The 14,875-nt window shown below is 41.4% G+C and carries 11 protein-coding genes; all 11 read left to right on the plus strand.

Annotated features, from left to right (window positions below; all coding sequences use genetic code 11):
- Window position 1 precedes the first annotated feature (1 nt).
- The 11 genes from PG766_RS07940 (at window position 2) to nifJ (ending at window position 14,844) form a co-directional block, all read left to right on the plus strand.
- On the plus strand, window positions 2–331 hold the full coding sequence (locus tag PG766_RS07940) for a TfoX/Sxy family protein (RefSeq protein ID WP_118198819.1): 330 nt from the start codon (window positions 2–4) through the stop codon (window positions 329–331).
- Between the two features lie 1,168 nt (window positions 332–1,499).
- Window positions 1,500–2,267: an ABC transporter ATP-binding protein gene (locus tag PG766_RS07945; protein WP_062304187.1), complete on the plus strand. Its 768-nt coding sequence runs from the start codon at window positions 1,500–1,502 to the stop codon at window positions 2,265–2,267.
- Window positions 2,257–4,329, plus strand: coding sequence for an ABC transporter permease (locus PG766_RS07950; RefSeq protein WP_008372098.1), 2,073 nt, complete (start codon window positions 2,257–2,259; stop codon window positions 4,327–4,329). The genes PG766_RS07945 and PG766_RS07950 overlap by 11 nt, the downstream gene beginning before the upstream one ends.
- Before the next feature lie 19 nt (window positions 4,330–4,348).
- Window positions 4,349–5,026: a response regulator transcription factor gene (locus tag PG766_RS07955; RefSeq protein ID WP_044998951.1), complete on the plus strand. Its 678-nt coding sequence runs from the start codon at window positions 4,349–4,351 to the stop codon at window positions 5,024–5,026.
- Between the two features lie 113 nt (window positions 5,027–5,139).
- Window positions 5,140–6,048, plus strand: a complete 909-nt coding sequence (locus tag PG766_RS07960) for a sensor histidine kinase (RefSeq protein WP_243014396.1) — start codon at window positions 5,140–5,142, stop codon at window positions 6,046–6,048.
- Window positions 6,049–7,025: 977 nt separating this feature from the next.
- Complete coding sequence (locus PG766_RS07965; protein ID WP_117781072.1) at window positions 7,026–7,553, plus strand: replication initiator protein A; 528 nt, start codon at window positions 7,026–7,028, stop codon at window positions 7,551–7,553.
- On the plus strand, window positions 7,553–8,368 hold the full coding sequence (locus PG766_RS07970; RefSeq protein ID WP_008372090.1) for an ATP-binding protein: 816 nt from the start codon (window positions 7,553–7,555) through the stop codon (window positions 8,366–8,368). Before PG766_RS07965 ends, PG766_RS07970 begins: the two co-directional genes overlap by 1 nt.
- 41 nt (window positions 8,369–8,409) lie before the next feature.
- Complete coding sequence (locus PG766_RS07975) at window positions 8,410–8,610, plus strand: excisionase (protein WP_008372088.1); 201 nt, start codon at window positions 8,410–8,412, stop codon at window positions 8,608–8,610.
- 115 nt (window positions 8,611–8,725) lie between these two features.
- The gene (locus PG766_RS07980) at window positions 8,726–9,856 is read left to right on the plus strand and encodes a tyrosine-type recombinase/integrase (RefSeq protein ID WP_117980708.1); all 1,131 of its coding nucleotides are present in this window, start codon (window positions 8,726–8,728) and stop codon (window positions 9,854–9,856) included.
- Between the two features lie 83 nt (window positions 9,857–9,939).
- Window positions 9,940–11,040, plus strand: a complete 1,101-nt coding sequence (ychF, locus tag PG766_RS07985; RefSeq protein WP_022220674.1) for a redox-regulated ATPase YchF — start codon at window positions 9,940–9,942, stop codon at window positions 11,038–11,040.
- A gap of 264 nt (window positions 11,041–11,304) precedes the next feature.
- Window positions 11,305–14,844: a pyruvate:ferredoxin (flavodoxin) oxidoreductase gene (gene nifJ / locus PG766_RS07990; protein WP_118198820.1), complete on the plus strand. Its 3,540-nt coding sequence runs from the start codon at window positions 11,305–11,307 to the stop codon at window positions 14,842–14,844.
- The last annotated feature ends 31 nt before the right edge of the window (window positions 14,845–14,875 follow it).

Raw genomic sequence — 14,875 nt, forward strand, 5'->3', positions numbered from 1 at the left:
CATGGCCTCAAGCAAAGAATATTTACAATTTATATTAGAGCAGTTATCTGATTTAGAAGAAATTAATTATCGTGCAATGATGGAAGAATATATCATATATTATCGTGGCAGGATTGTCGGAGGCATATATGATGACAGGTTACTTGTGAAACCGACAAAATCTGCAGTTTCTTATATGGCAACTGCGATTTATGAATTACCGTATGAAGAGGCAAAGGAGATGCTGTTAGTAGAAGATGTTGACAGTAAGGAATATTTGGCTGGACTTTTTAAAGCAATGTATGACGAATTGCCGGTTCATAAATCAAACAACAAAATAAGGAAATTTTGATAAGGCATTCACCCGGAATGGGTGAGTATTTTTGGGTTTTCAGGTATTCAAATAACCGAAAAAAATTTTCATCAAAAACGATCTGTCATTGGCGGCAGGCGCAACAAATATCTTAGAGAAAATTAAGTTTTACAAATAAGGTCGCTTACAAGTGTAAAGAAAACAGAAACTTAAATATTCACAAAGAGAAAAGGCTATGGTATAATACAGAGTACTGAATTTAGATAATTATACTGAAAATCAAAGGATTTATAGGAGGAAATATACAAAATGAAATTAGGAATCGTTATTACGAGACCGATTTCATAAATGTCCATATAAGTTGTTAAATGCCTTTAAATGCTGATAGCTAGAGCATTTAACGGATTTCCGACTTGGATAAAACTCTATATAAATTCATGTAAGTTTTTGAAAAATGGCCCACTTTGTGGCCCATTAACTTTTGATTGAAGTCCTAATATGGTAAGGAGAAGTGCTTGTATGAGCGCTTCTTTTTTGCAAGTATTATAATAAAAATAACTGGTGATTAGGTTCCAATATGAATATGTAACTGGAATTTTAAAGGCATAGTATGTTGTACCATCTAATAAATTTTGCTTTCATTTTTGCTCATGACCATGAGACTTTTTTCACTCAAACTGCATGCTGATGATATATTTCTAGTATCGAACAGAACGTTGTTGTATTATGATTTGCTTTTAATTGTCACGGCAGTGTTTAATGGATGCTGTGAAAGCCTAGGCTTTAAAGGATTTTTTGATGATTGACGAATAATTTACACCTTATTTATACCTTTGGAAGACCGGATCGGAATAATAGAGAAATAAAGAAATAGATAAATATAACAGGAAGCAATTTTGTCATATTGGAAATAATTAAAATTTGCTGAACCGTGTTGATTTTATTGATTGAGTATAATAAAAGTAAGAACAGAAACTTCCATGTTTGAAGCGGTTACCAGAATTGACAAAGAAATGCAAGTTAGCCAATCCGGTAGTCCAGCATATTTTTTCATTGTCACCCGACGTTTATACAAAACATATACTTATTCCGCTTGATGCGTCATTCTTGTTCTGAAAACAGGAACAGAATCCTTACAGCGACTGTAAGTGTTATTTATTGTGCTTCTGTGCTATCATTTACCCAGAAATGGATAGGAGGCATTCACATGAAACCAATTTTGAATATTGAAAATCTTACCAAAGTCTATGGGACGTTGCCAAACCAGACGAGAGCACTGAACGGAATCACTTTTCAGGTCATGCCGGGAGAGTTTCTCGGTATTATGGGAAGCAGTGGTTCCGGCAAATCCACGCTTCTCAACTGTATTGCAACTGTGATTCAGCCTACAGGTGGAAGCATTCAGGTGGAGGGAGATACTCTGCAATCCCTCAAGGAAAAGGCTCTTGCCGAGTACCGTGGCAAAAAAGTTGGTTATCTATTCCAGAACTTTGAATTGCTGGACAACCTGACTGGCAGGGAAAATATCCTGCTCCCGACTTCCTTGCATGGGGTAGCCGAAACAGAAAGCAGCCAGCGGCTGAAGCAGTTGGCTGACTATCTGGAAATTTCTGATGTTCTGGATAAGTTTCCGTCCAAGATGTCCGGTGGCCAGCGTCAGCGTGTTGCGGCAGCAAGGGCTCTGATCTTACATCCCCAAATGATCCTTGCCGATGAACCGACGGGTGCGCTGGATTCTAAGAACGCAAGAAGTCTTATGGAGAAGCTGTCCGGCCTGAATCGTGACGAACAAGCTACGATCCTGATGGTAACCCATGATTCCAATGCCGCCAGTTTCTGTAAGCGCATCCTGTTCATCCAGGATGGCGTGATCTTTCATGAGCTTCGGCGTGGAGACGAAAGCCAGCAGGAGTTCTACGGGCGCATCCTGAAGGTGATGGCGCAACTGGGAGGGGGCAGCGCAAATGTTCTCTAATCTCATTCTTCGGAACAGTCGCCGCAGCCGAAAGGAAAACGGTCTGTTTTTCAGCTCCCTGGTGATTTCTATTGTTGCATTTTACATGATTCTTTCCATCTCCACTCAAGATGTGATGCTCTTTTTGCAGAAAATGGAGAGTGACGCAGTTGACAAACTCCTGCTTCTGATTCCTGCGTTTTATGGGATGACCCTCGGTATTCTGTTCTTTTTGATCTATTTTGCCTGCAAGTATCAGTTCGAGCGCAGACGGCATGAGTTTGGTGTTTATCTAATGTTGGGGATGCGTAGAAGTAAACTGTTTGGTATGCTTCTGGCGGAAGATTTCCTGACCAGTATTCTTGCCATGCTCATAGGATTACCTGTGGCTGTGGTGCTTTCAGAAATTGTCAGTCTTGTCACCGCCAAACTGGTAGGCATGGGGATCATCGGTCATCAGTTTTCTTTATCCTGGTCTGCGATTGAATGGACGCTGGCAGGATTTCTGGCAATTAAGCTGACGGCACTTCTGATTTTGAGTGGACGAATCAGCCGCCAAGAGATCGGTACTTTGCTATCCCAGCCAACGAACCACCCCAAAAAGCAAATGCCATCTGTTATCTATGGACTGGCTGCTATATGCGGAAGTGTGATGTTGGCAGTGGCTTACTACATGGCGATTCAGAGAATTGCATGGACAAAGGTAAGTATGATGGGACTGACTTTGCTGTTGGGCATAGTTGGTACGATGCTGCTTTTCTATGGGATGCGTGCGCTGATTGCTTTGATTGTTAAGAAAGGAAAAGGAAATAAGCAGCTGCATGTATTTACCTTCCGGCAGATTCAGGAGAATGTCATTCATCAGTCAAACTCCATTGCCATCAGCTCCCTGCTGATTCTGGCAGCGCTGTGTTGTTTTGGTGCGGGCGTAGGAATTGCAGGAACGAATAGCCTGTCTTCTGACCATGTAATCGACTATACTTTTGAAGATCATACTGCAGAAGATTCATCGCAGGTTCTTCCGAATATAAAGGCAGCCCTGAAAGAAAACGGTTTGGAAAATCAATTTTCAGAGCTTTTTGAAATGAGGGTTGGGAGTATTCACACCACAGAAGATTATGATAATGCCTACAGCATGGACGTTGTTATGGACTCTCTTCGAAGCCTGCCCCAGTCGGAAGACCGGGATGTCCTTTTGAACAATCTTGATTATGCCACATACCCATATTTGATTTGTTTATCGGACTATAATCGTTTGTTGGAATTGTCCGGCAATCCGGCTCTCCAATTAGGCGAAAAGGAGGCCGCTGTCTATATTGATACAGAGTTTACTACGGTAAGCCGTACCGCAATGCTGAACCAAGTATTGGCCGGGCATCCCAAGGTGGAACTGGATGGTAGTCCGATTCATCTTACAGGAGAGGTTCAGTCTGTGAATTTGGTCACGGACCGTTCTATAACCTTGTCCTTTGCATTGATTCTTCCGGATGAAGCATTCCTATATTATAGCCAGGGGATGTATGATACCTATGTCAATGCGGTGCTCAGTGAACAGGCTCTGGATGGAAATAGCCTTATGACTGCATATTTGGATTTGAACGAGAAGCTGGACGAAACTGGCATTGAATATGAAAGCTATCTTCAGAATATGGGTCGTCAGCTTTTCTACACCATAGCATCCAGTTATATTACCCTATATCTAGCAATTGTTTTCCTGGTAGTTGCCAACACCATCGTGGGTGTTCAGTTCCTGATGAGTCAGCAGAAAACCGGGCGCAGATACCAGACTCTGATCCGCCTGGGAGCTACTTACGAAACCCTTTGCCAGTCTGCTGGAAAGCAAATTACCTGGTTTATGGGACTTCCTGTATTGGTTGCGGCTGTCAGCAGTCTGTTTGGAGTCAGGGCGTTATTTACAGGGATACTCTCGTCTCGAACCCGTGGGACAGTGTCTGAAATGCTGCTTGTATCTGCTACTATGATTTTGCTGCTTTGCGTGATAGAATATATTTATATGAGAGTGGTCAAGCGCTCCAGTGATCGGTATTTGCTGACACTGATGCAGCCACAGAGAGAAGAATAATTTGGAAGGAGGTGCTGCCGTGAAAAGAATTGCTGTTGTGGAAGATGAAGTCTATATGCGGGAAGAACTCTGCAATATGCTTCAAAAAGACGGGTATCTTGCGGAGGCAATCACCGAGTTGGAAGATGCCGTTCGGCTCCTGGCAGCCCTTCGTCCTGACCTTGTGATCTTAGACCTGAATTTGCCGGAGATCAGTGGCTTTCAAATCTGCCAGGAACTAAAGAATAAAACCGCTATCCCCGTCCTGGTACTGACTTCCAGAGATCAGGTAAAGGATGAACTGCAAGCGTTCCACTTGGGTGCTGATGAATATTTGACGAAGCCGTGCAGAAAAGATCGACTTCTTGCCAGGGTATCCAATATTCTCAAAAGGTATGAAGGCCGTACCAATCTCATAGAGGGACCAGATTTCCTGTTAGACCAGCAGACCTACACGCTTTATATTCATAATACCTCTGTCGTGCTTCCAAAAAATCAGGGAAAACTGTTGGTTGCTCTTTTGTCCGGCGGCGATGCTCTGGTCACGACGGAGCAACTTTGCATAGCACTATGGGGAACCACGGAATACATAGACGAAAATGCCTTGCAGGTTAATCTGACCAGGCTGAAAAAGACGATGTCCGGTCTTGAGATGAAGCAGCGAATCGTTGCGGTTCGTGGGATGGGCTATCGTCTGGAAACGGGGGTGGCTCCATGAAGCGGCTTTGGCGCATGATAGAACGGTACTACCCCTGGCTGCTGTTGCTGTTGGGCGTGGATTGCTTTTGTGCTATCATTCTTTGGATTTCTGACATTCAGGCATTTCAAACCTTGAGTGGGTTAGTAGTTCTGACAAGCCTCCTTTTGTTTTCAGCAATTCTGTTTGTACTAAACAAGCGGGAGACCACCCGCCGAGAGCTGTTCCGGGATTTCCTCAGTGATCCTACCATCTGCAACGAGGAACGGCTGCTCAGTGCCATCAGCCGGGAAGAAGGAGAATCTATCCGGCTTCTGGCATCAGTTTTACAGGAACACAAAACTGAGAGTAACAGTATGGCAGATGCCCTACAGGACTATGAAGAATATGTGGAGGGCTGGGCACATGAAGCGAAAACGCCCTTATCGTTGTTGACCATGCTCCTGGATAATCGGAGCAACGAAATGTCTCCTCCCCTGCAAGCAAAACTGGATTATGTCCGCAGTCAGCTTCAGGAGGATGTCACTCAGATGTTATACTATGCCCGGTTAAAGAGCAGTACAAAGGATTATCAGTTTAAGGATATCAATTTGAATGACTGCTTGGGGGAAGTTCTGGAGGACTATGCCCCACTTCTGGAAGAAAAGCAGTTTGTAATTATCAATAAACTGCAATCTGAAACAGTCTATACAGACCGTAGAGGGCTTCAGTTTATGTTGGGACAGATCGTGAGCAATGCCATAAAATATAGCAGCGATAGTCCCATGCTAACAATCTCTATGATACATTCGGAGATCGCAGATGTCCTTTCAGTTGAGGATAATGGCATCGGTGTAAAAAAATATGATCTGCCGTATATTTTTCAAAAGGGCTTTACCGGGGATTCTACTGACAGCAGAAAGAAAGCTACCGGTATAGGGCTTTACCTGGTTAAGAAGATGGCTGACGATCTAAACCTTCGTCTGGAAGCTGCTTCCCCGTGGGAAAAGGGCTTTAAGATAGTCATCTTCTTTCCAAAATTGAGATCCAACGGAGGAAAATAATATAAGCAAAAAACGGGGCTGTAAAATAAGTCTCTGCTAAAGAAACGCTAGTTCCGACAAATGCTGGTTCTGGCGTTTCTTTACATTAATATATGTTTTTTGAAAATCGTCACTGTTTTATGTAAAAAGGGTACACTTAATAAGCTTGGATAGATTTCTTCTGTACGTCCATATTTTTTATATCTTACATGTTGTTTTCGTTTGAAAAGAAATTTACGTCCAATAGGGCATATAGGATTTCCGTTCTCATCTCTTATATAGTTTACAGCACGATAAGGATTCGTGTGATGTTTTTTATCTGCCGTTTCTTTTTTGTACATGGTAAATATCATTAAATTTTTCCATTAAAGGTACAAAGCATTCCATGCCTTGTCTTCCATAAAATCAATTCTACGTTAAAAACATACCGTCTAGACAGCTATTTTTTAAGCTATCATTTGAAAGACATATATAATATATAGGCTCAAATGGTGAAAGTGCCCATTTGGGCCTATTATTGTATGAATTCATACGTTACAACCAGAGCAAGATCCACCCGTGTATTACAGTATTGTCATTTTGACAATTTTGTATTACTTACGAGTAGTAGACTTGATGGGGATTACATCCCCATGCCCACGTGAAAATATAATTGCTGGCAATTACATTTTAGCAGACACGCAAGTGTTTCTGAGTAAGCATCACAGACAACAAAATAAGAAAATTTTGATAAGGCATTCACCTGGATAGGTGAGTGTTTTTTTATTTTCAAATATTTAATTAATCGTAAAAATAAAAAAGTTTTCCTCAGGGGGCTGTAAAAATGTCTCTCAGCGTTTCGTTTTATGTAAGGGTATTTTGGACAGGAAAAATATAAAAATTTTCATCAAGAACCTGTATTTATGCCCTTCATCTTTTGAATATATGTAAGGACATTTTTGAGCCGGCATAAAAATGTTTTTTACAACACTTAGAAATAGAAACGAGGCGAGAAAAGAATGAAATATGAATACATGAAGGAGTCAGAGCAGATGCTTCAGTACTTCCGGTTTCCGAAGTTTTTGCTAAAGCTTCGAATTTCTCAAAATGCAAAATTTCTTTATATGATTTTGTATGACCGGGCGCGGATATCGAGAAAGAATAGCTGGATAGACAAGTATGGAAATGTTTATTTGATATTTCCAATTGATGAATTGTCTGTTCAAATCGGCAAATGCAAATCTTCTGTAAAAACAGCATTGAAGGAATTGGATGATGTGGGACTATTGGTTCGCAGATCCGGTGGATTTTCAAAACCCAATCATTTATATGTAAAAATTCCATCTGATGAGATAGGTTTACAGACGGTTGATGATAAGGCGGTTGAAAAGATGGCTGCAACAGAGTCGGGAAAGCACCCATCATCTGGTTGCAAAAATGGCTGTGCAGGAGTCGGAAATGTGGCACCTAGTAAAGTAACTGAGAAATATAAAAGAAATAAATATCATGAAGTAAATTATTGCTATGGGGAAGGAGAGAGTTTGTGATGAGAGAAGAAGATACTGTATGTGTAGGCAGTGATGGTTTGAAATACTGCAAAGTCTGTGGGGAAGCGAAAGAAGCATTTTTCCCCAAGGGGGGCTTTATGGGAATGAAGAAACATTCCAGGCAATGTGTCTGTGACAGAAAAGCGTATGAAGAAGAACAAAAATATTTTAAAGACAAAGAGCACCGGGAATTAGTCAGCAGAAATACAAGCATCTGTTTTGACGAGAGCAGAATGGAAGAGTGGACATTTGAGAATGCAGATATGTCAGATGCGGTAATGCATAAGGCAAAAAATTATGTTGATAACTGGGAGAAAATGAAAAGAAATCATATAGGCTGTTTGTTCTGGGGACCGGTTGGTACCGGGAAAAGTTATGTTGCCGGATGTATTGCCAATGAACTTCTTAAGCGGGAAGTAACGGTAAAGATGACAAATTTCAATACCATTATTGATGATATATTTCCACTGGCAGACAAAACGGAATATATCAATGCATTGGCTTCTTACCAGCTTTTGATTATTGATGATCTTGGAGTGGAACGAAATTCAGAATATGCGTTAGGAATTGTTTTTAGCGTCATAGACCGCAGGATCCGTTCGGGACGACCTTTGATCATCACAACCAATCTTCCGCTGAAAGAAATAAAAAGCGAGACCATGTTGGACAAAAGGCGTATCTATGATCGTATTTTAGAAATGTGTACACCAATGTATGTTGGAGGTACAAGTAAACGAGAAGCGATTGCAAGTATGAAAATGGAGAAAGCGAAAACGTTGTTGAATACAAAGAATGATCGTGTGTATTGCGGATAGAAGTGTATGCTACGCACGTTAAATAATAAGGGAAGGATTTTATGAGCAAACAACATGTTGCGATATGTGAAAAAGTGGCTCTTACAATTGAAGAGGCAGCAGAATACAGTAATATTGGACAAAACAGAATAAGTGGTCTTTTGAAAGAACCGAGATGTCCGTTTGTGCTTTACGTAGGCACGAAAAAACTTGTAAAGAGAAAAGAATTTGAAAAATTCATTTCGGAAAGTGTGGAAATATAAATGATTGACAGGAGATGGGGCAGGAGATGAGATGAAAATGAATATTCACAAAAATAAGATGCTATGGTATAATACAAGGTACTGTATTAGGGCTTCTTATGAGAGGAGCTGAAATATGGGAAAAGATTTAAAAGGCAAAGAACTTGGCAAGGGAATATCCCAGGAAAGTACGGGATTATACTCAGCCAGATTTGTAGATCGGTTTGGAAAGAGAAAACATAAACGATTCAAAAAGCTGCAAGAGTGCAGAGCATGGATTGCTGATGCGACTTATGTGGATGAACACAGTGATATTTCAATGCCATCAGATATGCTGGTCGATCAATGGTTTGATTATTGGATTGGGATAAAAAAGAAAACAGTCCGTTCAAATACTGTTCGCAATTATACGGAGAGATATATTAAAAATATTAAACCGGTAATTGGGAAGATGACACTATCAGACGTGAAACCACTTCAATGTCAGAAAATATTTTATGATATGGCAGATCAGGGGTATCGCACATCTACAATTTATCAGGCAAGAATTGCATTATACAATATGTTTGAGTATGCAAAAGAGAATGAAGTCTTGCGTAGCAATCCCTGTAAAAAATCTGTGAAAAGTGATATGGGAAAGCCTTCTGAGAAGAAGGTTGCTTTAACAAGAGACATACAAAAAACATTTTTACAATATGCAGAAAATCAAAGCTATGAAAATCAGTATCGTTTTATACTACAAACCGGATTGCGAACAGGCGAATTGGTAGGATTGAAATGGGGAGATGTCGATTTTAAATCCAAAACAATTCAGATTCGCAGAAGTATGGAATATCGTTACAGTGCAAAGGAGTGGCGTATCGGAGAACCAAAGAGTAAATCAGGTTACCGTACGATACCCTTAACAGAAGAAGCGGTTTCTATACTAAAAAAACAAAAAGAAAAGAATAAGAGGATTTCAGAAATTTCAACAGAATGGGAAGAATTTGTGTTTCTGTGTCGAAAAGGAACACCTGTCAAGAACAGTACATATGATACAGCGCTGTTTAAAATCTGTGACAAAGCAAAAATTCCAAGATTTTCGATGCATATCTTGAGACATACTTTTGCTACCAGATGTATTGAAGCAGGAATGAAACCGAAAACACTTCAGATGTTACTGGGCCATTCGAATATTGGAATTACAATGAACTTATATGTTCATACTACCGAGGAAGAAAAGAAAAAAGAAATGGACTTGGTAGCAGAAGCACTTATGGCAATGTAATGGCCCACTAAATGGCCCACTTGCAAAAATAAGTATGCTGAAATCCCTTGAAATCAAAGGATTTATAGGAGGAAATAGAAAAAATGAAATTAGGAATCGTAGGATTACCGAATGTAGGAAAAAGTACTTTATTTAATTCACTGACAAAAGCAGGAGCAGAATCAGCTAACTACCCATTCTGTACCATTGATCCAAATGTGGGTGTTGTTACTGTACCGGATGAACGTCTGAATGTGCTTGGTGAGATGTATCACACCAAAAAGATCATCCCGGCAGCGATTGAGTTTGTAGATATCGCAGGTCTTGTAAAAGGTGCATCCAAAGGAGAAGGTCTTGGAAACCAGTTTCTTGCAAATATCCGTGAGGTTGATGCAATTGTTCATGTAGTACGTTGTTTCGAGGATAGCAATATTGTCCATGTAGACGGAAGTATCGATCCGCTGCGTGACATTGAGACGATCAACCTGGAGCTGATCTTTTCAGACCTTGAGATCCTGGAAAGAAGAATTTCCAAAGCAGTCAGAGCAGCAAGAAATGACAAGACGATTGCAAAAGAACTGGCACTGATGGAAAGAATTAAAGCACATCTGGAAGATGGAAAGATGGCAAAGAGCTTTGACGATATCAATGACGAAGATGAGCAGCAGTGGCTGGAAAGCTACAATCTTCTGACCTACAAACCGGTTATTTTTGCTGCAAATGTGGCAGAAGATGATCTTGCCGATGACGGTGCAAGTAATGCAGGAGTACAGGCAGTCCGTGAGTATGCAAAAAGAGAGGACTGCGAAGTATTCGTTGTATGTGCAGAGATTGAGCAGGAGATCGCGGAACTTGATGATGATGAAAAGAGCATGTTCCTGGAAGAACTGGGACTTAAGGAATCTGGTCTTGAAAAGCTGATCAAGGCAAGTTACAGCCTTCTTGGACTGATTAGTTACCTGACAGCAGGAGAACCGGAAGTCCGTGCATGGACAATCAAAAAAGGAACGAAAGCACCACAGGCAGCAGGAAAGATCCATTCTGATTTTGAAAGAGGATTCATCCGCGCTGAAATCGTATCCTATGATGACTTGATGGCATGTGGCACTTATAACGCTGCAAAAGAAAAAGGTCTGGTAAGACTGGAAGGTAAGGATTATGTTGTACAGGACGGAGATATTATCCTGTTTAGATTCAACGTATAATATTTGTTAAAAAAGTAATTGATAATGTATGGTGAGAGACGGACAGATGTCCGTCTCTTTTATGATATAAGATAGTATAAGCTTACTATAGTTTGCATAAAACAACCTCTTGAAATGCAGGGGTTGTACGTCAAAAGGAACAATCAGAACAGTAAAATGACTGGACTTTTCATATATGAACAGCTATAATAATATCGAACGAAAGTGTAGAAAAATTTTAACACAAGTAAAAGTTTTGACACAATCTAAGGAGGAACAAAGAAAATGGCAAGATCAATGAAGACCATGGATGGTAACCATGCAGCTGCTCATGCTTCTTATGCTTATACAGAAGTTGCTGCTATTTACCCGATCACACCTTCATCTGTAATGGCTGAAGCCACAGACGAATGGGCAACACAAGGAAGAAAGAATATTTTTGGTCAGACTGTTCAGGTAACAGAAATGCAGTCTGAAGCAGGTGCAGCAGGTACTGTACACGGCTCACTGTCAGCAGGTGCGCTTACTACTACTTACACAGCTTCCCAGGGCTTACTTCTTATGATTCCTAACTTATATAAAATTGCTGGTGAACAGCTTCCGGGTGTATTCAACGTATCTGCCCGTGCAGTAGCTTCACACGCTCTTAATATTTTTGGTGATCATTCAGATGTTTACGCCTGTCGTCAGACTGGATGCGCAATGCTCTGTGAATCCAGCGTACAGGAAGTTATGGACCTGACACCGGTTGCACACTGTGCAGCACTGAAAGGTAAGATTCCATTCATTAACTTCTTCGATGGTTTCCGTACATCACACGAAATCCAGAAGATCGAAACATGGGATTACGAAGATCTGGAAGATCTCGTAGACAAGGATGCAATCAAGGAATTCCGTGCACATGCACTGAACCCGAACCATCCATGTGAAAGAGGATCAGCTCAGAACCCGGATACATTCTTCCAGGCTCGTGAAGCATGTAACCCATACTACGATGCTATGCCGGCAATCGTACAGGAATACATGGACAAAGTTAACGCTAAGATCGGAACAAACTACAAACTGTTCAACTACCATGGTGCAGAGGACGCTGAAAGCGTAATCATCGCTATGGGATCTGTTTGCGACACAATCGATGAAACAATCGATTACTTACTTGCTCAGGGCAAGAAGGTTGGTGTTGTTAAAGTTCGCCTTTACAGACCATTCTGTGCACAGGCACTTGTAGATGCAATTCCGGATTCCGTTAAGTACATTAACGTTCTTGACAGAACAAAAGAACCAGGATCTCTTGGAGAACCTCTGTACCTTGACGTTGTTGCAGCTCTTAAAGGAACAAAATTCGATGCTGTTAAGATCAACTCAGGACGTTACGGACTTGGTTCTAAAGATACAACACCGGCTCAGGTTGTTGCTGTATTTGAAAATGAAGCAAAAGCTAAATTCACAATCGGTATCGTTGATGATGTAACAGGACTTTCTCTTGAAGTAGGTGCTCCACTGGTTACAACACCGGAAGGAACAATCAACTGTAAGTTCTGGGGACTTGGAGCTGACGGAACAGTCGGAGCTAACAAGAACTCTATCAAGATCATCGGTGATAACACAGATATGTATGCACAGGCTTACTTTGATTATGACTCAAAGAAATCCGGTGGTGTTACAATGTCTCACCTCCGTTTCGGTAAGAAACCAATTAAATCTACTTACCTGATTCACAAAGCAAACTTTGTTGCATGCCATAACCCGTCATATATCAACAAATACAACATGGTTCAGGAACTTGTAGATGGTGGTACATTCCTTCTTAACTGCCCATGGACAGTAGAAGAACTGGACAAACATCTTCCAGGACAGGTAAAAGCATTCATCGCTAACCATGACATCAAATTCTACACAATCGATGGTATCAAGATTGGTAAAGAAATCGGACTTGGCGGACGTATCAATACAGTTCTTCAGTCTGCATTCTTCAAACTGGCTAACATCATTCCGGAAGAAGAAGCTATCGACCTTATGAAGAAAGCTGCAAAAGCTACATACGGCAAGAAGGGTGATAAGATCGTACAGATGAACTACGATGCTATCGATGCCGGAGCTAAACAGGTTAACGCTGTTGAAGTACCGGAAAGCTGGAAGAACTGCGAAGACGAAGGTCTGTTCACACCAGAAGTTAAGGGTGGAAGAGAAGATGCAGTAGCATTCGTTAAGAACATTCAGGCTAAGGTTAATGCTCAGGAAGGTAACACACTGCCTGTATCTGCATTCAAAGACTATGTAGATGGATCTACACCGTCAGGAACAGCTGCATACGAAAAACGTGGTATCGCAGTAGATATCCCGATCTGGCAGTCAGAGACATGTATCCAGTGTAACCGTTGTGCATATGTATGTCCGCACGCTGCAATCCGTCCGGTAGCTCTTACAGAAGAAGAACTTGCAAAAGCACCAGAAGGACTGAAAGCAATCGACATGATCGGTATGCCGGGAATGAAGTTCACAATGACTGTATCAGCTTATGACTGTACAGGATGTGGTTCTTGTGCAAATGTCTGCCCAGGTAAGAAGGGTGAAAAAGCTCTTGTTATGGGTAACATGGAAGAGAACGCAGGAGAACAGGTATACTTTGACTTTGGTACAGAAATCGAAGTAAAACCGGAAGTTGTTGCTAAATTTAAAGAAAATACAGTAAAAGGATCTCAGTTCAAACAGCCACTGCTTGAGTTCTCAGGAGCTTGTGCTGGATGTGGAGAGACTCCATACGCTAAACTTATCACACAGTTATTCGGTGACAGAATGTACATCGCTAATGCAACAGGATGCTCATCTATCTGGGGTAACTCATCACCGTCTACACCTTACACAGTAAACTCTAAGGGACAGGGACCGGCTTGGTCTAACTCACTGTTCGAAGATGCTGCTGAGTTCGGTTATGGTATGTTACTTGCTCAGAAAGCAATCAGAGAAGGTCTGAAAGCGAAAGTAGAAGAAGTTGCTGCATCAGATAAAGCCAGCGAAGAAGCAAAAGCTGCTTGCAACGAATGGCTTGAAACATACGGATGCGGAGCTACTAACGGAACAGCTACAGACAAACTTGTTGCTGCATTAGAAGGATGCGAGTGCCCGACATGCAAAGATATCGTAGAAAAGAAAGACTTCCTTGCTAAGAAATCCCAGTGGATCTTCGGTGGTGACGGATGGGCTTACGATATCGGATTCGGTGGTGTTGACCACGTACTTGCAAGTGGAAAAGACATCAACGTAATGGTATTCGATACAGAAGTTTACTCTAATACAGGTGGACAGTCTTCTAAGTCTACTAAGACTGGTGCTATCGCTCAGTTCGCGGCAGGCGGAAAAGAAACTAAGAAGAAAGACCTTGCTTCTATCGCAATGAGCTACGGTTACGTATACGTTGCACAGATCGCTATGGGTGCTGACTTCAACCAGACTGTAAAAGCTATCGCAGAAGCTGAAGCATATCCGGGACCATCCCTGATCATCGCTTACGCTCCATGTATCAACCATGGTATCAAGAAGGGTATGAGCAAAGCTCAGACAGAAGAACAGCTTGCAGTTGAATGTGGATACTGGAACAACTTCCGTTTCAATCCAGAAGCAGAAGGATCTAAGTTCACTCTTGACAGCAAGGCACCAGATCTTGCCGGATACGAAGAATTCCTTAACGGTGAAGTTCGTTACAACGCTCTTGCCAGATTCAATCCTGAAAAGGCTAAAGTTCTGTTTGCTAAGAACGAAGAAGAAGCAAAAGCTAGATATGCATATCTGCAGAAACTCGTTACACTGTACGGTTCTGAAGAATAAGATTGACTTTAATGAGGAGTCAGGGACGAAA

Source organism: Coprococcus sp. LG101-27 (genome assembly GCF_027695515.1).
Taxonomy (GTDB): domain Bacteria; phylum Bacillota; class Clostridia; order Lachnospirales; family Lachnospiraceae; genus Allocoprococcus; species Allocoprococcus comes.